At 41.5% G+C, this 20,035-nt stretch carries 20 protein-coding genes and 1 riboswitch; of the genes, 6 read left to right on the top strand and 14 right to left on the bottom strand.

Features of this window, described 5'->3' with window-relative positions; all coding sequences use genetic code 11:
- Positions 1-10 precede the first annotated feature (10 nt).
- From thiH to AAZR93_RS14725, 12 genes are all read right to left on the bottom strand, one after another.
- Complete coding sequence (gene thiH / locus AAZR93_RS14780; RefSeq protein WP_434720262.1) at positions 11-1,132, bottom strand: 2-iminoacetate synthase ThiH; 1,122 nt, start codon at positions 1,130-1,132, stop codon at positions 11-13.
- The gene (locus AAZR93_RS14775; protein WP_434720261.1) at positions 1,129-1,899 is read right to left on the bottom strand and encodes a thiazole synthase; all 771 of its coding nucleotides are present in this window, start codon (positions 1,897-1,899) and stop codon (positions 1,129-1,131) included. Before AAZR93_RS14775 ends, thiH begins: the two co-directional genes overlap by 4 nt.
- Positions 1,900-1,901: 2 nt before the next feature.
- Positions 1,902-2,102 (bottom strand): sulfur carrier protein ThiS, encoded by a 201-nt coding sequence (thiS, locus tag AAZR93_RS14770; RefSeq protein ID WP_294104467.1) that lies wholly within the window; start codon positions 2,100-2,102, stop codon positions 1,902-1,904.
- Positions 2,090-2,848 (bottom strand): HesA/MoeB/ThiF family protein, encoded by a 759-nt coding sequence (locus tag AAZR93_RS14765; RefSeq protein WP_434720260.1) that lies wholly within the window; start codon positions 2,846-2,848, stop codon positions 2,090-2,092. Before AAZR93_RS14765 ends, thiS begins: the two co-directional genes overlap by 13 nt.
- An 81-nt stretch (positions 2,849-2,929) precedes the next feature.
- Positions 2,930-3,586 carry a thiamine phosphate synthase gene (gene thiE, locus AAZR93_RS14760; protein WP_434720259.1) on the bottom strand — a complete coding sequence of 219 codons (657 nt, stop codon included), beginning with the start codon at positions 3,584-3,586 and terminating at the stop codon, positions 2,930-2,932.
- Positions 3,570-5,561 (bottom strand): phosphomethylpyrimidine synthase ThiC, encoded by a 1,992-nt coding sequence (thiC, locus tag AAZR93_RS14755; RefSeq protein ID WP_434720258.1) that lies wholly within the window; start codon positions 5,559-5,561, stop codon positions 3,570-3,572. Before thiC ends, thiE begins: the two co-directional genes overlap by 17 nt.
- Positions 5,562-5,761: 200 nt before the next feature.
- Positions 5,762-5,874: riboswitch (TPP riboswitch) on the bottom strand.
- A gap of 292 nt (positions 5,875-6,166) precedes the next feature.
- Positions 6,167-6,829 carry an HAD family hydrolase gene (locus AAZR93_RS14750; protein ID WP_434720257.1) on the bottom strand — a complete coding sequence of 221 codons (663 nt, stop codon included), beginning with the start codon at positions 6,827-6,829 and terminating at the stop codon, positions 6,167-6,169.
- A 21-nt stretch (positions 6,830-6,850) separates the two neighbouring features.
- Positions 6,851-7,867, bottom strand: a complete 1,017-nt coding sequence (locus AAZR93_RS14745; RefSeq protein WP_434720425.1) for an ABC transporter ATP-binding protein — start codon at positions 7,865-7,867, stop codon at positions 6,851-6,853.
- A gap of 2 nt (positions 7,868-7,869) precedes the next feature.
- Entirely contained in the window at positions 7,870-8,670 is an 801-nt protein-coding gene (locus AAZR93_RS14740) for an ABC transporter permease (protein WP_434720424.1), read from the bottom strand.
- 16 nt (positions 8,671-8,686) lie between these two features.
- Positions 8,687-9,589, bottom strand: a complete 903-nt coding sequence (locus tag AAZR93_RS14735) for an ABC transporter permease (protein WP_294104476.1) — start codon at positions 9,587-9,589, stop codon at positions 8,687-8,689.
- The gene (locus AAZR93_RS14730; RefSeq protein ID WP_294104480.1) at positions 9,589-10,407 is read right to left on the bottom strand and encodes an alkaline phosphatase family protein; all 819 of its coding nucleotides are present in this window, start codon (positions 10,405-10,407) and stop codon (positions 9,589-9,591) included. The genes AAZR93_RS14735 and AAZR93_RS14730 overlap by 1 nt, the downstream gene beginning before the upstream one ends.
- A gap of 12 nt (positions 10,408-10,419) precedes the next feature.
- Positions 10,420-11,472 (bottom strand): ABC transporter substrate-binding protein, encoded by a 1,053-nt coding sequence (locus AAZR93_RS14725; protein ID WP_434720256.1) that lies wholly within the window; start codon positions 11,470-11,472, stop codon positions 10,420-10,422.
- Positions 11,473-11,725: 253 nt separating this feature from the next.
- Here AAZR93_RS14725 and nudC point away from each other — a divergent pair, with 253 nt between their 5' ends.
- The 6 genes from nudC (at position 11,726) to AAZR93_RS14695 (ending at position 16,285) form a co-directional block, all read left to right on the top strand.
- Positions 11,726-12,517, top strand: a complete 792-nt coding sequence (gene nudC, locus AAZR93_RS14720) for an NAD(+) diphosphatase (protein ID WP_294104484.1) — start codon at positions 11,726-11,728, stop codon at positions 12,515-12,517.
- An 84-nt stretch (positions 12,518-12,601) separates the two neighbouring features.
- Positions 12,602-13,666 carry a uroporphyrinogen decarboxylase gene (gene hemE / locus AAZR93_RS14715; RefSeq protein WP_434720255.1) on the top strand — a complete coding sequence of 355 codons (1,065 nt, stop codon included), beginning with the start codon at positions 12,602-12,604 and terminating at the stop codon, positions 13,664-13,666.
- Between the two features lie 98 nt (positions 13,667-13,764).
- Positions 13,765-14,436: a deoxyribonuclease V gene (nfi, locus tag AAZR93_RS14710; protein WP_294104488.1), complete on the top strand. Its 672-nt coding sequence runs from the start codon at positions 13,765-13,767 to the stop codon at positions 14,434-14,436.
- A gap of 74 nt (positions 14,437-14,510) precedes the next feature.
- On the top strand, positions 14,511-15,098 hold the full coding sequence (locus AAZR93_RS14705) for a YjaG family protein (protein ID WP_434720254.1): 588 nt from the start codon (positions 14,511-14,513) through the stop codon (positions 15,096-15,098).
- 198 nt (positions 15,099-15,296) lie between these two features.
- Positions 15,297-15,569, top strand: coding sequence for an HU family DNA-binding protein (locus tag AAZR93_RS14700; protein WP_294104492.1), 273 nt, complete (start codon positions 15,297-15,299; stop codon positions 15,567-15,569).
- An 89-nt stretch (positions 15,570-15,658) separates the two neighbouring features.
- The gene (locus tag AAZR93_RS14695; protein WP_434720253.1) at positions 15,659-16,285 is read left to right on the top strand and encodes a DUF1481 domain-containing protein; all 627 of its coding nucleotides are present in this window, start codon (positions 15,659-15,661) and stop codon (positions 16,283-16,285) included.
- A 200-nt stretch (positions 16,286-16,485) separates the two neighbouring features.
- On the opposite strand, the gene purD is transcribed toward AAZR93_RS14695, so the two are convergent.
- Positions 16,486-17,769: a phosphoribosylamine--glycine ligase gene (purD, locus tag AAZR93_RS14690; RefSeq protein ID WP_434720252.1), complete on the bottom strand. Its 1,284-nt coding sequence runs from the start codon at positions 17,767-17,769 to the stop codon at positions 16,486-16,488.
- Between the two features lie 17 nt (positions 17,770-17,786).
- A complete protein-coding gene (gene purH, locus AAZR93_RS14685) occupies positions 17,787-19,376 on the bottom strand; it encodes a bifunctional phosphoribosylaminoimidazolecarboxamide formyltransferase/IMP cyclohydrolase (protein WP_434720251.1) in 1,590 nt (529 codons plus the stop codon).
- Positions 19,377-20,035 lie beyond the last annotated feature (659 nt).

The following is a 20,035-nucleotide window of genomic DNA, read 5'->3' as shown; positions in this document are numbered from 1 at the left end:
GCCCCTAATATTAGCGCCCTAAGTAGCCATCCCAATCTTTCCAAACGGGTTGTAGCCCTGATTTTACCAAGGCTTGGGCAACTTGCGCAGCACTACGATTATCATGAGGTGTGAATTGTTCTAATTCTTCCGTTGAGTCTGCATAGCCTCCAGGCTGTGTTTTTGAACCAGCACTGACATTATTAATCGCTAAAGGTACTACATGGTCACGAAAATAAGGTGATTCTCGTGTAGATAATGACAGTTCAACATTTGGTGCTAATAAGCGAAAAGCACAAATCAGTTGCACCAGTTCTATGTCATTCATTAAAGAGGCAGGTTCAATGCCACCAGCACAAGGTCGCAGGCGAGGAAATGAAATAGAGTAACGCGTTTGCCAATAATGTTGCTGTAGATAAAGCAGATGTTCGGCAACCATATAACAGTCAGTTCGCCAGCTATTTGATAACCCAATGAGTGCACCTAAACCAATTTTATCAATACCTGCTTGGCCTAAACGTTCGGGGGTTGCTAATCGCCAATGAAAATCTTGTTTTTTGCCTTTAAGATGATGAAGCTGATAGGTGGGTTCATGATAAGTTTCTTGGTAAACCATTACCCCATCAAGGCCTAGCGATTTTAATTCTCGATATTCGTCTGTGCTTAATGGCTGCACTTCCATCATTAACGAACTAAAATATTGGCGAATAATCGGCAGATAGCGCCGAAAATAATCCATTCCCACTTTGCTTTGATGTTCGCCAGTCACGAGCAATAAACTGTCAAATCCTATCTTGCGTATGGTTTCGCATTCATTAATGATTTCAGTCTCATTAAGTGTTTTACGTTTAATTCGATTGCTCATTGAAAAACCACAATAAGTACAATCGTTTGCGCATAAATTTGACAGATATAATGGAACATAAAAACCAACAGCATGGCCAAATCGTTGCCTTGTGAGCTTTTGTGCTTTTTGTGCCATTTGTTCGATAAAAGGGCGAGCGGCAGGGGAAAGTAACGCCATAAAATCGTCGAGTGTTAACGTATCACTTGCTAAGGCATCCGTGACATTTTTTGAGGTTTTACTATGAATACTTAAGGTAATATCGTCCCAATTGAGCGCCTGTAAGCGTTCACTGAAGCTGGCATTCATTGCAGCGCCCCTAAGAAATTCGTTAAAGGGCTTGATGCTTGAGCTTGTTGTTTTGATGCTGCAAGACCACCTTGATAGGCAAGTTCGGCCGCTTCAACTGCCATTTTGAAAGCTTTAGCCATCAATATGGGTTGTTTAGCAACAGCAATCGCGGTATTAACAAGGACAGCATCTGCGCCCATTTCTATTGCTTCGACTGCATGGCTTGGTGCGCCAATACCAGCATCAACGATAACGGGAACACGCGCTTGCTCGATAATAATTCGTAGCATTTCTTTGGTGACTAAGCCTTTATTTGTGCCAATTGGTGCACCCAGAGGCATAACTGCGGCGCAACCGACTTCTTCTAAGCGTCGACATAAAACTGGATCAGCACTGCAATAGGGGAGTACCACAAAACCTTCCTTGACGAGTTGTTCTGCTGCTAATAATGTTTCAATCGGATCCGGCAATAAGTATTGCATATCGGGATGAATTTCCAGCTTAACCCAATGAGTACCTAGTGCTTCACGAGCAAGACGTGCGGCAAATATGGCTTCTTGCGCGTTCTTTGCCCCAGAGGTATTTGGCAATAATTTTATACCGAGCTCTTGCAATGGCAGCAAAATACCATCGTCTTGTCCTCGTAAATCAATTCGTTTCATGGCCATAGTGACTAATTGACTGCCTGATGCTTTGATAGATTCTTGCATCACACTAGCACTAGCAAATTTGCCTGTGCCCGTAAATAAACGCGATTGAAATGTGAAATCTGCAATTTTTAACATGATTAGCCTCCTGCAATAGCTTGAAATAGCAAGATATTATCTTTTTCATTAATAAGATGACTATCCCACTGGCTCTTAGGAATGACGATTTGGTTTATTGCTAGTGCTGAGCCTGATGTTTGGCGACCAAGTGTGATAAACAATTGAGTGACCGTCATTGGCGATGCAAACTGCATCGGTTGGTCATTAATTATGATATGCATGTTTCCTCTCGACAGATAGAGCACTGCATAGATGGGGTGAGCTGCAATGTATTCCAATGCTGTTGTTTTCCATCGAATAAACGCAATTTACCACTAAGAGAAGAAGGCAGACCGACTAGCAACTTAATCGCTTCGAGTGCTTGTAATGTGCCAATGATGCCGACGACAGGACCTAAAACACCCGCGGTACGGCAGTTGCGTTGTGGCTCCTCATTTTCAGGATAAAGACAGGCATAACAGCCTGAGCTAAATGGCGGCTCAAACACCATGAGCTGCCCGCCAAAACCGACAGCACTGCCGCTGATTAAGGTTTTATTCGTTTTAACACAAGCCATGTTGACAGCATGGCGAGTTGCCATATTGTCACAGCAATCAAGGACTAAATCGACTTGTGCGACTAACGGAATTAATGTATCGATATCCAATTTTTTCTGTAAAACGTGTGTTTTTATCAGCGGGTTTAATTGGTTAAGTCGATGGGCGGCTAATTGTGCTTTAGATTTTGAAATATCATCAGTGTTGTAGAGCATTTGCCGTTGTAGATTTGAAACATGCAATTCATCGTGATCGGCAAGCCATATCTCACCAACACCCGCCCCCGCTAAATAGAGACTAGCGGGTGAGCCTAATCCTCCTAGACCCACAATAAGCACTTTGCTATTTTTGAGTTGCAGTTGTCCTTCAGGGCTGACGTCTTCCAATAATAGCTGGCGGCTGTAACGCATGAACTCTTGGTCACTCAACATGATAGGTTCCTTCGAACAATCATATTAAGCCATGTTTATCAGAACTAATAAAACATGGCTAATACTATTATTATCAATTAGTTAATTTGAATTATCGTTTTCAACTAAATCCAGTAGCACCTTTGTTGCCTTTCGCCAATCTTCAGCTTTGGTAATAGCACTCACAAGGGCGATACTGCCGACGCCAGTTGCTAGCACGGCAGGAACTTTGTCTATTGAAATCCCCCCAATGGCGACAGTGGGGTATTCAGGGGTGGCTGCCACCATTTTTTTGAGTGTCTCAAGTCCTTGAGGTGATGATGGCATCTCTTTGGTTTCTGTCGGAAAAATATGCCCCATTGCAATATAAGAAGGGCGCACCGATTTGGCGATGGCAAGCTCACGTTCATCATGGGTTGAAACACCTAGGCGCAGACCTGCTTGATGAATGGCAAGTAAGTCAGTAGTTTCCAAATCTTCTTGCCCAAGGTGAACGCCATAAGCACCAAATTCGACTGCTAGACGCCAATAGTCATTGATAAATATGCGTGCGTTGTATTGTTTGCCAAGCGTGATGGCTTTTTGGATATCATCACGAACTTCGCTATCGGTCTTGTCTTTAATTCGCAGTTGGAGAGTGGAAACTCCCGCATTAAGCAGGCGTTCAATCCATTCTACGGAGTCGACAACAGGGTACAGACCAAGGCAGTGCTCAGTCTCCGGAAATGGAGTATCCGGTAAATTAAGCAATTTTTTCATCACTGACGACCTCTGCGCTATGGTATAACTCGCTACCGTGAGCTCGAAAAGCTTCTGACATTTGCGTCATTCCATTCTCTTTTTCAATCGCTTCTTTTGCTGCTATTTCTTTTTGTGCAGCATAGTCTCTGACTTCTTGTGAGATTTTCATTGAGCAGAACTTAGGGCCGCACATAGAACAGAAATGAGCTATTTTCCCAGAGGCTTGGGGCAAAGTTTCATCATGATATTTGCGTGCCGTTTCTGGGTCTAATGCTAAGTTGAACTGATCTTCCCAACGGAATTCAAAACGTGCCTTAGACATTGCATTATCACGAATTTGAGCACCGGGGTGCCCTTTAGCAAGATCCGCAGCGTGAGCAGCAATTTTATATGTGATAAGGCCTTGTTTAACATCTTCTTTATTTGGTAAGCCTAAATGCTCTTTGGGGGTGACGTAACACAACATCGCGCAACCAAACCAACCAATCATCGCAGCACCAATACCGGAAGTGAAATGGTCATAGCCCGGTGCGATATCGGTAGTTAAAGGGCCTAATGTATAAAATGGCGCTTCGTGGCAATGTTCTAATTCTTCCGTCATATTGCGACGTATCATCTGCATTGGCACATGTCCTGGACCTTCAATCATCACTTGAACGTCATATTCCCATGCGATTTTAGTCAATTCACCTAGGGTATGTAATTCTGCAAATTGCGCTGCATCATTAGCATCTTGAATTGAACCTGGACGCAGACCATCTCCTAGCGACAGTGATACATCGTAGGCAGCGCAGAGTTCGCAAATTTCACGAAAATGTTCATATAGAAAGTTTTCTTGATGATGTGAAAGGCACCATTTTGCCATGATAGAGCCACCACGAGAGACAATACCCGTAAGGCGTTTTGCGGTCATGGGAACGTAACGTAACAAAACCCCTGCGTGAATGGTGAAGTAGTCAACACCTTGTTCAGCTTGTTCAAGCAAGGTGTCACGGAACATTTCCCATGTGAGATTTTCAGCCACACCGTTTACTTTTTCTAGTGCTTGGTAAATAGGTACCGTGCCGATTGGTACTGGGCTATTACGTAAAATCCATTCACGAGTTTCATGGATATAACGACCAGTGGATAAATCCATGACGGTATCCGCACCCCAACGGGTTGACCAAATCAATTTCTCAACTTCTTCTTCGATGGATGATGTGACTGATGAATTACCGATATTGGCATTCACTTTAACTAAGAAGTTGCGGCCAATAATCATCGGTTCAGATTCAGGATGGTTTATATTTGCAGGAATAATGGCACGGCCTGCTGCGATTTCTTGGCGAACAAATTCAGGGGTAATATTGTCTGGTAAATTAGCGCCAAAGCCTTGTCCTGGATGCTGTTGCAGAAGTACTTCACCACGAATACGTTCGCGACCCATATTTTCACGAATGGCAATAAATTCCATTTCAGGGGTTATGATCCCTTTACGTGCATAGTGCAATTGAGTGACGCACTTTGTATTTTTCGCTTTTAATGGATGCGGGCGATTATTAAAACGTAGGTGGTCGAGTCCTGCATCTGCTAAACGTTGTTGGGTGAAATCAGAACTGAGATTTTTAACGGGTTCAATATCTGCGCGTGCTTGTATCCAAGGTGCTCGAATTTTTTGCAATCCTGCATGCACATTTAGCTCGCAAGCGGGGTCACCATAAGGCCCTGACGTATCATAGATAGGAATGGGTTCATTTTCTTCGAATTGAGGATTCTCATTATCGCCCCCAATCAGCGTGGGAGAGAGCTGAATTTCACGCATTGGAATTTGAATATCATCCCTTGAACCTTGTAAGTAAATGCGTTTTGAATTAGGGAACGACACTCCAGAAATGGTATTGATAAAATCTTCAGCTGCATCTCGTTGTGCTTTACGAGTACGGGCAGGCGCAGGTTTTGGAGAAACATCAGTGGTCGGTATAGCGTTAGGTAAGTTTGTATTATTAGACATAGCAATTTCCTGACATCGTCACGGGCTATAACGCATTTATAAGTTGTGCGTATTAGCAGGTTTATCGTAAGAAAGTTGCTTGTCAGGAGTTCGGAGGAGTAATAATAAGACGTTGCGTATTGTGTTGTAATTCACCATATCGTTTGTTTTTCAATCACCGGTTTTAGGTGAGATTAAGTCAAAAATGATGGTTAATACGCTGAGTGATTACTCTTGTTCCCTTCGCGGGTATTAACCCGATCAGGTTCCGCGGATCCCGAATTAACGGTCTCAGCCCGATGCAAATGCATACTAGGCACTCCGACAAGAATAATCAGTATAGAGGGCTTTCTGTGATTCTCAAGCTTTTTCCTCGTCATTCTTCAAGCGATAAGTGCGTTGGCCGCTCTCGGCTACCCAAGTCACATACTTATGTATGCTCCTTGGGATATCCTCGCTTGCCGCCTTCTTCTCGCTTGAATAATTTAGAGGAACCTTGGAAAAGATTGGCTCGTTTTCCCCTCGTTTTCCGCCTTCTTCTCACTTGAATAATTTAGAGGAACCTTTGGATAGATTGGTTAGTTAAAACCAAGATCAAAACTAAGACCGAAATTACAAGTTTGGGCTTACAAACTCCAAGTATATTGTGGCCAATTGTGTTCTAGGGCGGCTTGTTGTAAGCGCGGGTCGCCGTTGATAATAAATACTTCATCGGCAAAGTAGCACATGGGAAGGTCGTTGGCAGAGTCGGTGTAAAAGTAGATATAGGCATCGGTGATGGGTTGGTGGCTTACCCAATGCATTAGACGCTTAACTTTACCTTCTTTGAAAGTGGGAATACCGTCTATTTCAGTAGTGTAGCAACCACTTTGTTGCTTGATATCAATGCCCATGGCGACGTCAGCATTAAGTTTGTTTGCTATCTTTTTAACAATAAATGAAACGGTTGCGGAGATCACAATAATCGGGATCTTTTGAGATCGATAAGAGGCGATCGTGCTTAATCCTTCGGGATAAATTCGCGGAATAATAATGGTGTCGATAAAATCATCGAGCCACAGATCGACTTGCTCTGTTTTTATATTGGCAAGAGATTGCAAATTAAATCGCAAATATGTTGCCATATCTAAAGATCCTGCATTGTATTGCGCCATCATTGTTTTATCAGCTTCGACAAAACGGGGGTCTTTGATGATTTTTTTATCCCATAAATATTGAGTCCACAGTACGCTGCTATCTCCTTGAATTAAGGTGTCATCCAAATCAAAAATGGCTAATTTGTTCTGCATTTTTATTTTTCCATGATTAAATTAGCTTAAGGCGCGAATTTCATTTTTATTAAACATCAGTTCAAGACGTGTTCCGGGCTCAAAAAGTCGTTCTGAAGAGCGGTTAAGTAGGTCAACTGTCATATTTCCTGCTGGCGTATTGACTGAATAACGAATGATATTGCCCAGTAATTGATGGTCGATAATAATAGCATCAACAGGATGCGAAATATGGTCTGCATATTGACGTCCCGCTTCTTTTACATAAATAGATTCGGGACGGATCGCGAGGGTACCTTGTAGATTTAGTCCCAGCATGGCATTGGCTTTCTCTGCGGTAACGAGATTATAGTTACCCATAAAACGTGCTACAAACTCATTAGCCGGTTGAGTATAGATATTTTCTGCTGTATCGCTTTGAACAATCGAGCCTTTATTCATTAAAAAAATTCTATCTGACATGATCATTGCTTCATCTTGATCATGAGTGACAAAAATAGTTGTCAGTTTTAGTTCACGCTGAATATGACGAATTTGTTGACGTAAATGTTTACGAATACGGGCATCAAGGGCTGATAAAGGCTCATCGAGCAATAATATTTGCGGCTTCATCACCAAAGCGCGAGCTAGTGCCACTCGTTGACGCTGACCACCAGACAATTGATGCGGATATTGCTGCTCTTTCCCTTGGAGTTCAACCATTTCAATCACATCGGTGACTGCTTTTTCCCTTTCTTTACTATCAACTTTGCGCATCTTCAGGCCAAAGGCAATATTTTCGGTCACCGTCATATTAGGGAACAATGCATAACTTTGAAATACCATACCTACGCCACGCTGCTGAGCAGCTTGATGGGTAATATTTTCACGATCAATATAGAGCTCACCACTATTTAGTTGCTCAAGACCTGCAATACAGCGTAAAAGCGTTGATTTTCCACAACCACTAGGACCTAGCAAAGTAATAAATTCGCCTTTTTCAATCGTAAACTGGATATCAGAAAACACCTGATTTTGACCAAAGGACTTACTTAAATTTTCGGCAATGACATAGCTCATCATTAATCTCCAGAACGATTCAATCGAGTTGCTAACCAAGTCAGCAGCAACGTAAAGAGGAAATAAGACATTACCAGCGCTGAGGTAAAGTGACCGCTAGTTTGGCGCATATTAAAGAGATAAATTTGCAGTGTTTCATAACGGGTTCCTACCAATATATTGGCGAAAACAAATTCACCCATTAGAAATGAAAATGAAATTAATAATGAGACAAGAAATCCTTTACGAATATTGGGCAGTACAATCAGCATAAATGCTTTAAATGTGCTGGCGCCTAGCAGATGAGCCGCATCCATCAAATCATGTAAATTAATACCTTGAAAGCTATTTGCCAGCGCACGATACATAAAGGGTAAGGTGATGGTGAAATAGGTGCCAATTAAAATCCATGGCGTGCCGACTAATATAAACGGTTCATCAGAAAATATTTGTAATAAACCAACGGAAGAGACTACGGGCGGGATGGCAAAAGGTAAAATAATCAATAAGTCCATTACACTTTTTAGTTTGGGAAAACGATAAAATACCGCAAAGGTCATGGGGAGAATAATCAACGTACTGACGAGTAGGGTACCAAAACAGATAATCAATGAACGACCAAAAGCCATTAAAAAACGTGGATCTTGCCATAATTGCAAATACCATTTTATTGATAAAGAGTCTGGCAGAACCGTTGCCCCCCATTGGCTGGCAATAGAATAAAGAAAAGTGGCGATAATGGGTAAAGCTAGTAGGCTTGCAACACTAATTAGAATTAATTTGTGCAGCCACAGGCTAGGAACTTGACTAGATTTAGTTATCATTGGGCTGATTGCATTATTACTTTGCATGGTAGCTCCGTTTTAATAACCAATGGTGAATAGCGGTAATAAAACCAAGAATAGCAATTAACAAGACAGATAGCGCCGCCGCCATATTCGGTTCTAAGAATAGATCGCCAGAAACTAAGCTGGCAATTCGGATAGTAACCAGATTGTAATTACCGCTAGTCAAGGCGTAGGTACTTGCGTATGCCCCAACCGCATTGGCGATTAAGATAATAAAAGTACCGAGTAATGCAGGGGAGATGACAGGAATAGCGACCTTAAACCAGTATGTTAGTTTACTAGCACCCATCGTTTTTGCAGCTTCTTCCCACTCTGGTTTTAGGGCATCAAATGCAGGGTAAAGTAATAAAACTCCTAACGGTATTTGGAAATAGATATACAGCAGCATCAACCCATTGGCGCTATAAATATTAAAGTCTTCAATAATCCCCCATGCTTTAAGTTGCAAGGTAATCGCACCGTTAAAGCCTAAAATAATAATAAAAGCAAAGGCGAGAGGAACACCACTGAAGTTACTGGTCATTGTGGTGAAAGAAATCATTATTCGGCGGACTTTACCTTGCATTTTATAAATAGAAAATGCCGTCACGCTAGAGATCAATAATCCAATCACGCTACAGAAAATTGAAAGCCATAATGTATTTTCAAATGCTTGTAGATAAAAATCATTGGTGAAGACTTCAAGATAATTGGCAACTGACCACGCTTCTTCGTAAATGAAACTATTAATCAATACCCAAATCATTGGCGCAATTTGAAATAGGCAAAATAGCGTGATGAAAGGCAGCATTAATAAAGCCGCCTGCCAATGAAAGCGAGCCAAATGTTTTTTTAACATGGCTATTTTGCCTTGTTGTTGAGCTGTTTGTTCGCAAGGAGCGGTAATGTCGGCCATTAATTGCCTCCTACCAGTAACTCATGACAAACGGATTTATCGGGATAGTTCACACCGAGTAAAGCACACAGGGTTCCGCAAATTGCGGTCTGTTCCATCTCGCATTGGGGATCATGTGAAAACTGTGTTCCGATAACGAACAGCGGAACAGTGCATTCTTCTGGTAAAATGCCACCATGGCTGCGATCATTATTCATGCCGTGATCACTGGTGATAATCACTTGATAACCTTGCTCAATCCATGTCGGAATATAGTTCGACAAAATAATATCTGCTTTACGAGCGGTATTACGATATTGCGCTGAATCAAAACCAAACTTATGTCCTGCATCATCAATATTCATAGGATGAATGAGTAAAAAGTCAGGAGAATATTGAGTGCGTAAATATTCTGCATCAATAAATAAATGGTCATCAGGATAGCTATCAGCTTGATAAAAACAGCCATATTGAATAGCGAGTTGTTCATCATGAGTAAAGCGGTCACGAGTCGCCACAAAAGGCGCTCGGTTATAGAGTTCGCTCACCCAGTAATAAGCCGCCGCTGCGGTGATTTTTCCGGCTTTACGTGCTAAGGAAAAAACACTGTCGAAATGGGATAACCGAACCACTTCATTGTTTACAATGCCGCTTTTAACGGGTGAAATACCTGTCAGTATGCACTCATATAAAGGGCGAGACATTGAGGGGAGTTCACACTCCATTTTATAAAGTGTTGCACTATCAGCCTTGATTAAGCCATTGAGATAGCCCATACAATGATGGGCCACTGAATAACTTAAACCGTCTAGAACAACAAGTATGACCTTTTCAGACATTATCAATCCTAATTACTGCTGGTGGATTAAAACTTGCTGTTGCCACATTTTCGGCAAAGTACGAGATGACTTTTCCCAACCATCTGCATCTTTAATGGGATGAACATTTTTATATTGTGCTTCAGGGAGTAATTTAGATTTAATTGAATCTGGTAATGTCAGATATTGTGCACGAATAGGGCGAGCATAACCTTCCGCCAGATTTAACTGTCCTTTATCACTGAAAATATATTCGCGAGCTAATTTAGCTGCATTTGGGTTTTTGGCATATTTGTTGATAATCGTGGTATAACCTGAAATAACCGAACCATCTGATGGAATAACAACGGTGAAACGATCGCGGTTGATCTGATCGCGATAATTCAGTGCGTTAAAGTCCCATAAAATACCGACTTCAACTTCACCTTTTTCGATATTGGCGACAGTAGGATCGTTTACTGATAAGCGCTTTTGTTTAGCGAGTTCAGCAAAAAATTCAATGGCCGGCGTGAGGTTGTTTTCATCACCACCACGAGCAAAAGCAGCGGCAAGGACAGCGTTGTTAGCTTGTGCTGCTATACCCACGTCACCGACGGTGACTTTATATTTACCTTTGAGTAAATCGTCCCAACTTTTTGGTGCGTCTTTGACTAACTCATTGTTAATCATAAAAGCAATTGACCCAGTATAAGCTAGCGCCCAATGCCCATCTTTATCTTTTGCCCAATTAGGAATTTGTTCCCAAGTTGTCGGTTTATAAGGTTGAGTCACCCCTTTTTGCACAGCGACGGGACCAAAAGAGGCACCAACATCACCAATATCTGCCGTTGCATTTTTTTTCTCAGCTGCAAATTTTGCGATTTCTTGGGCCGAACTCATATCGGTATCTTGGTGTTTTAATCCATATTGGTTTTCTAAATCCTGCCAAGTTCCTTTCCAGTTAGCCCATGAATCTGGCATTCCCACACTGTATACTTGCCCTTCTTTTTTTGCCGCATCAATTAATTTAGTTAAATTAGCATCTGCTGCTAATGTAAGGCTTGATGTTGTTAGAGATATTAAAATTGCAGGAACGATAACTTTCATCTTTTCTCTCACTATTGAGGAGCCGTATTGGTTAATTAGCATGCTAAGTTGATAAGATGACAATCAGTTGAAAGATTTATGACGCTTTTTGTATAATTTGTACTTAAAGCTGTATCATTTTGTTTATGAAAATGAACAAAAACTGTCAAATAAAGCATCGAAATATAACCCGTTAATCTTTTGAATTATTGTGTGTAAAAAGACTATCTTGGGTATAAAGGTAATTATTTTATGCAGATAAAAGATATGGAAAATGACTAAATTAACATTAGCAGGAACAGAAAGTGGTTGGTGGTTCATTTGTTTTGCGGGTCGGTTGTGGCTACCTCAGGGGGATGTTCCGAGAGGAACAGCTAAAGAGTTGTCTCTTATTGGTAAAACAGCGACCCCAATCGGGGAATGGCAAGGCGAGATAGTTTGGCTTATTGCTGAAAAAATGCCTTCAGATATGGCTTCCCCTCGTTTAGTAGCGGCACAAGATGAAGGACTTTTTCGACTTGCAGGTCGAGGAGTTCAACTCGCTGAATTTTATCGTTCACATCGTTATTGTGGTTATTGTGGAACGTCAATGCGTCATAGTAAAACGGAGTGGGCTTGTCTTTGTGACCATTGCCATGAACGTTATTATCCGCAAATTGCCCCTTGCATAATTGTGGGTATACGGCGAGATGATCATATCTTATTGGCTCAACATCGTCGTCATTCACAAAATCCATTATTTACAGTATTAGCGGGATTTGTGGAAGTTGGTGAGACATTAGAAGAAGCGGTTGCTCGTGAAGTGATGGAAGAAAGTAATATTAAAATTCGTAATATTCGCTATGTTTCATCACAGCCATGGCCATTTCCACATTCTTTGATGATGGGCTTTCTTGCTGATTATGACAGCGGGGAAATTAAAGTTGATCCAAACGAATTAATTAGTGCCCAGTGGTATCACTACAATGAGCTGCCTTTAATTCCGCCAGGAGATACTATAGCAAGGCGTTTAATTGAAGATACTGTTGTGCTTTGTCGTGATAGCGAAGATGAAGCAAGCCAATAGGCGCGCTGATATTGTTGTCTTTAACATGCTACAATACTAGCCCTTAGCCATTTACGGCGGCCACTGATTATAATGGAGTAAATAATGACTGAGTTAAAAAATGACCGCTATCTACGCGCGTTGCTACGTCAACCTGTAGATGTGACCCCGGTATGGATGATGCGTCAAGCAGGCCGCTATTTGCCTGAATACAAAGCAACACGGGCACAAGCCGGTGATTTTATTTCTCTGTGTAAAAATACGGAGTTGGCGTGTGAGGTGACTTTACAACCATTACGTCGCTTTCCATTAGATGCCGCTATTTTATTTTCTGATATCTTAACCATTCCTGATGCAATGGGACTTGGTCTCTATTTTGAAACTGGGGAAGGCCCGCGTTTTCAAAAGCCAATAAGCTGCCTTGCGGATGTCAAAAACATTCCAATTCCTGATCCAGAAATGGAATTAGGTTACGTAATGGATGCTGTGAGGGCTATTCGTAAAGCGATAAATGGTGATGTGCCGTTGATTGGTTTTTCAGGTAGTCCATGGACATTAGCGACTTATATGGTTGAAGGTGGCAGCAGCAAAGCCTTCACTAAAATCAAAAAAATGATGTATGAAGACCCTGCTGCACTGCATTTATTACTCGATAAACTGGCTGATAGCGTTATTTTATATTTGAATGCACAAATTCGTGCTGGTGCACAATCCCTGATGATTTTCGATACTTGGGGCGGTGTGTTAACTAAGCGTGATTATTTACAGTTTTCATTGAATTACATGCAGAAAATCATTGATGGGCTGATCCGTGAAAACGAGGGTCGCCGCGTACCCGTAACCTTATTTACTAAAGGTGGCGGTCAGTGGTTAGAAGAAATGGCTGCGACTGGCTGTGATGCATTAGGTTTAGATTGGACGACTGAAATTGCAGATGCACGTCGTCGCGTTGGTGATAAAGTTGCATTACAAGGTAATATGGATCCATCGATGTTATATGCGCCGCCAGCTCGTATTGAAGAAGAAGTACAAAATATTCTTGCTGGTTTCGGTAGCGGTGATGGCCATGTATTTAACTTAGGACATGGCATTCATCAGGATGTTGCGCCTGAGCATGCGGGTGTATTTATCGATGCCGTTCACCGTTTCTCCCGACAGTATCATCAATAGCCGGCAGGTTTAACTGATGGTGTATTTACCGTAGCTTGTAAGTGCACTATTATCATCTATCATTAGTAATAATTAAGTATCTTAAGTATTGGTACATTATGGTTTTAGATACTCACTTGTTACGGCAAGAACAAATTCATCAAGCCGAACAAGTTATTTTAGCTGATGAATACCAACAGCCTCGCTTTATTGGCGGGGCTGATGTGGGTTTTGAACAACAAGGTAGCATTACTCGAGCTGCTATTGTCGTGTTGTCATGGCCACAATTGGAATTAGTTGAATACCAGATAGCACGAGTCCCGACTCAATTACCTTATATTCCTGGGTTACTTTCCTTTCGAGAAGTGCCTGGGTTAATGGCGGCGTGGACACAAATAAAACAAAAGCCTGATTTGGTTCTTGTGGATGGTCAAGGTATTGCTCACCCAAGGCGCTTTGGTGTTGCTTGTCATTTTGGATTACAAGCGAATGTTCCAACGATTGGCGTCGCAAAAAGTCGTTTATGTGGTGATGACGTTGTACTCGCCGAAGAACAAGGTAGCTATCTACCTCTAATGCAAAATGGAAATCAATTAGGCTGGGTACTGCGTAGCAAAAAACGCTGTAACCCTTTGTTTATTTCTCCGGGACATAAAGTCAGTTTATTGTCGTCGCTAGAGTGGGTAACGCGGTGCTTGCAAGGGTATCGGCTACCTGAACCTACCCGTTTTGCTGACGGAATTGCATCTAATCGCATATTTTTTAAGCGAATGAATAAGAAAATTGGCTAATTATCAGCAAAATATGTGGCATTGGCGGATTTTCAGGTAAACTGCGAAGTATTGAGATTGATGAGTCAGAAATTATGTTAAAAAATCCCATTCATTTGAGGTTGGAAAAATTAGAAAGCTGGCAGCATGTCACTTTTATGGCTTGCCTGTGTGAAAGAATGTATCCCAATTTTCAAATGTTTTGCCAGCAAACTGAATTTGCGCATGAAAAAGTTTACCGCTCTATACTCGATTTAGTTTGGGAAACCTTGATCATAAAAGATAGCAAAGTCAATTTTGACAGTCAGTTAGAAAAATTAGAAGAAATTATTCCTGTCGCGGATGATTTCGATATATATGGCGTGTACCCTGCCATTGATGCATGTGTTGCTTTAGGCGAAGTTATTCACTCAAAATTGAGTGGTGAAACATTAGAGCATGCAATAGCGGTTAGCGAAACATCCATCCGTACAGTGGCTATGCTTGAAATGACTCAAGCTGGGCGAGAAATGACTGAGCAAGAGCTCAAAGAATTATCTTCTGTTGAAGAGGAATGGGATATCCAATGGGATATTTTCCGTTTACTGGCAGCTTGTGAAGAACGAGACTTAGAGTTAATTAAAGGATTAAAATCTGACCTTCGCGAAGCGGGGGTTAGCAATATAGGCATTACATTAGGCTGATTTTTATACTTTCGTTAACGAAAGCGTGACTTGACGCAGTAATGCTGAGTACTAAGGCTTCACATATGCCCCTAATCTAGTCTACATTTAGGGGCGAGAAGAAGTGGCTATCGGGGGCGTGTATCAGGGCTGTCAATTTGGCATATCCGACGCACTCGATGCTTTGCAAACGATAAACACACTGTGTAAGGATAATTTATGAATAAGACTGAATTAGTTGATGCTATCGCAGAATCAGCAGACCTGACCAAAGTTCAGGCAAAAGCAGCATTAGAATCTACTCTGAGTGCTATTTCTGACACGCTGAAAAAAGGCGAGCAAGTACAACTGGTCGGTTTCGGTACTTTCAAAGTCAGCCATCGTGCAGAACGTACTGGTCGTAACCCTCAGACTCGTGAAGAAATCACAATTCCAGCTACAACTGTACCTGCTTTCTCTGCCGGTAAAGCATTGAAAGAAGCAGTAAAATAAGTACGTTGTATACAAGAGTTATCAGAGGGGGTACAAAACTACCCCTTTTGTTTATTCGAAAAGGGTTGCTGGTATTGGGAGCTCTCTCAATGCTAAGCGCCTGCTCCTCTAATTCGCCTAAACTCCCGGAGTTCAGTGCAAGCGGATTTATTGCCGATGATGGCGTAATTCGTATGTGGCGACTCAATAATGATAAAAGCGAACCCCTCGTCTTAATGGTTGTTTATAGCCCTTATAAAGGCACAGATACTTCTGTTAATTTTTTCGAATACCGAATGGGAAAACTTTGGCAAATTCGTAGCCAAATCATGAGTCAAGGTGACGGGAATATTATGGAGCAGCTACGTTTCAATAAAAATAATGACATTATTTTTATGCAGCGCGAGCAAGCAAATAATAAAATTCCACTGACAGAAGATGAAATTACTCGCTGGCGTTTTGAGGCTGAGCGTATTCTTGAGACAAATACTGCATTAATTGTGGGTAAAGTTGAACTTTATCAAGGACGTTGGCAGCAAGGTAAAGTCACAACTTGCCAAGGCGATGTACGCGAGGTGAAATTTGAGTCTTATGCAGAGGATTGGTTACAGAGCCGATCAAAAATTTGGCATAACCAGTTGAATATCGCCTGGCTGGAGTCTCCAGAGGGAAACCAGTTGTTGATGGTCGCTGATACCGATTTTTGTCGCTGGGAACCTTCTAAAGAGAGCTTATAACCTCACCGCTCGTCGCCTTCCAAACTACAACGTTATTGATTTCAGTAGCTTACCTTAGATGTAAGTAATTTTTCCGTCTAGTTGTAATTCAAAATACTTAGAAGCGCTGACTCTGAGTAGAGGCAAAAATCAAACACAAGTATTGAGAATAAAAAAGCTGATAACGATGTATCAGCTTTCGGTGTCATGATAATTAAAGGCTATTTAATACGAGAAATTGCGCGATAACCGATGTCATTACGATAAAAGCTATTATCCCAATGAATAGTTTTGGCAGCTTCATAAGCTTTAGCTTGTGCTTTTGCGATATCAGCGCCGAGTGCGGTAACACAAAGGACACGTCCACCGGCAGTGACAACCTCACTATCTTTCATCGTTGTACCTGCATGGAAAACTTTACTATCAGTAAATTCTTCAGTAGGTAATCCTGAAATGATATCACCATTATGATAATCGCCGGGGTAGCCGCCTGCGGCAATAACAACACCAAGTGCAGGACGCTCATCCCAAAGTGAATCTTTTCCTGCAAGTTCACCTTTAGCACCGGCAAGGCATAATGCGACTAAATCAGATTGTAAACGCATCATAATTGGCTGTGTTTCAGGATCACCAAAGCGGCAGTTAAATTCGATAACTTTAGGATTACCTAATTTATCAATCATTAAACCTGCATATAGAAAACCTTGATAGCGGTTTCCTTCTTTATCCATTCCTTTAACCGTTGGATAAATCACTTGTTGCATTACTTTCTGATGAACTTCATCTGTAACAACAGGAGCAGGTGAATATGCACCCATACCACCGGTATTAAGGCCTGTATCACCATCACCAACACGTTTATGATCTTGGCTGGTTGCCATTGGAATGACATTTTCACCATCAACCATGACAATGAAACTAGCTTCTTCACCGTCAAGAAATTCCTCGATTACAATACGATGTCCTGCATCACCAAAAGCATTACCTGCAAGCATATCATGCACGGCATTTTTAGCTTCTTGCAATGTCATGGCGACAATCACGCCTTTACCGGCCGCAAGTCCATCGGCTTTGATAACAATTGGAGCACCAACTTTATCTAAATAAGCGAGCGCTGGCTCAATCTCAGTAAAATTTTGATAGTCAGCCGTTGGAATGTTATGGCGATCTAGGAAGTCTTTAGTAAATGCTTTTGAGCCTTCAAGCTGAGCAGCACCTTGAGTCGGGCCAAAAATGGTTAATCCTGCATTTTGGAATTGATTAACAATACCAATGACTAATGGTGCTTCAGGACCAACAATCGTTAAATCAATTTGTTTGTCTTTTGCGAATTGAAGTAATGCATCGATATCTGTTGCTGCAATATCCACATTTTCTAATGTCGGCTCGAGTGCCGTTCCTGCATTACCTGGCGCGACATAAACTTTATCTGCAAGTGGTGATTGTGCGGCTTTCCACGCTAGTGCGTGTTCACGACCACCGCCACCAATAATTAATATATTCATCAATACACCTTTAATAATTAATGACGGAAGTGACGCATATTGGTAAAGATCATCGCGATGCCATGTTCATTTGCCGCATCGATAACTTCATTATCTCGAATAGAGCCGCCAGGTTGGATAACACAAGTCACGCCAACAGCTGCTGCCGCATCGATACCATCACGGAAAGGGAAGAATGCATCTGATGCCATTGCACAGCCGGCAACTTCTAAACCTTCATCTGCGGCTTTAATACCTGCAATTTTTGCGGAATAGACACGGCTCATTTGCCCAGCCCCGATACCGATAGTCATATCATTTTTCGAATATACGATGGCATTTGATTTAACAAATTTAGCAACCTTCCAGCAAAAAAGAGCATCTTTCATTTCGCGCTCAGTAGGCTGGCGTTTAGTGACAACGCGTAACTCATCTTCTTTTACCATGCCTAAATCACGATCTTGAACCAGTAAACCGCCATTCGCACGTTTAAAATCTAAGCCTGTGATAGGTTTTTCCCATTTACCGCAAATAAGAACTCGAACGTTTTGCTTAGTTTCCAGTATAGGTAATGCATCTTGATCAACTGAAGGGGCAATAATGACTTCAACGAATTGACGGTCAACTATAGCTTGGGCTGTATTTTTATCTAGTGGACGGTTAAAGGCAATAATTCCACCAAATGCAGATGTCGGGTCAGTTTTAAATGCTCGGTCATAAGCAGTAAAAATATTATTGCCAATAGCGACACCACAAGGGTTAGCGTGCTTAACGATCACGCAAGCTGCTTCATCAAATGATTTTACACATTCAAGAGCAGCATCAGTATCTGCAATATTATTGTAGGATAATGCTTTGCCTTGAATTTGAGTTGCCGTTGCGATGGACGCTTCTTTTGGATTTTCTTCTATATAGAAAGCGGCATCTTGATGACTATTCTCGCCATAACGCATATCTTGTTTTTTAATAAAGTTTAAATTCAAGGTTCGAGGGAAGCGACCAGAAGGTTGAGTGGTGTCACCATAATAAGGGGCAACAAGTTCACCAAAGTAGTTCGCAATCATACTGTCATAAGCAGCAGTATGTTCAAAAGCTTTAATCGCTAAGTCAAAGCGAGTTGACCAATTCAGCGAGTTATCATGGTTATCCATTTCATCAATGACAATTTGGTAGTCATTACTGTTAACCACAATTGCTACATCTTTATGGTTTTTTGCTGCGGAGCGCACCATTGTTGGGCCACCAATATCGATATTTTCGACAGCATCTTCTAATGTACAATTGGGTTTCGCGACAGTTTGTGCAAAAGGATATAAATTGACGACAACCATATCGATGGGTTCAATATTATGTTCTTGCATGATGGCATCATCAGTCCCACGACGACCTAAGATCCCACCATGAATTTTCGGATGTAGTGTTTTAACACGTCCGTCCATCATTTCAGGAAAACCCGTGTAATCCGAAACCTCTGTAACCTTCAGGCCTGATTCTGCTAATAGTTTTGCAGTTCCACCAGTAGAGAGAAGCTCAACTCCTCGGTGAGAAAGCGCCTTAGCGAATTCAACAACCCCTGTTTTATCAGACACACTAAGCAGGGCACGGCGAATTGGACGAAGCAGTTGCATGAAATAGATCCCTTGGATAAGAAAGAATTAGAGCGTATCAAATGAGTTAAAGAGCCTAAGGCTCTTCTTATATCGCTATCTATAAAAGCTGAATATTGAGACTTCTTCAATAGCTATATATAAGTCACTAACAATTTCAGAACATAAACATAAAATTAATGCTGATTTTTCGCGCTAATTGTAGCGCAAACGTTTGCGTAATGCGCGCTAAATTTTGAATATTTTTCTATCTGTGGATAAATTTGTGGATAAAAAAGTATAAGTGGGGATTTTGCTGTGGATTGCAGCAGTTGAACTAAAAAATGCAAAAAAACTATTGCGCGAATTTTCTGACTCCCTATAATGCGCATCCACTGACACGGCAAACCGCTTCGGTGGTGAGGTTTGAAAAATAACCCCGATGACAGTAAGAGGTGAAAAAAGAAAGATAAAGTTGAAAATAACTACTTGACTTTCTGAAAGAAAAACGTAATATACACACCTCGCAACAACGACCTGATTCACAGAATTTGGTGTCGACATCGAAAGATTAAGTTGCAACGCTCTTTAACAATTTATCAGACAATCTGTGTGGGCACTCACAAGACACTATCAAAAAAGTATTATTTGAAGTTAAAGTCTTGAAGAGTGACTAACACGTTAATTGATATTTATATCAA

This window comes from Providencia sp. Je.9.19 (genome assembly GCF_051129765.1).
Classification (GTDB): domain Bacteria; phylum Pseudomonadota; class Gammaproteobacteria; order Enterobacterales; family Enterobacteriaceae; genus Providencia.
Note: the sequence above shows the minus strand (reverse complement) of the source record. Positions and strands in the feature narration are given on the sequence as shown.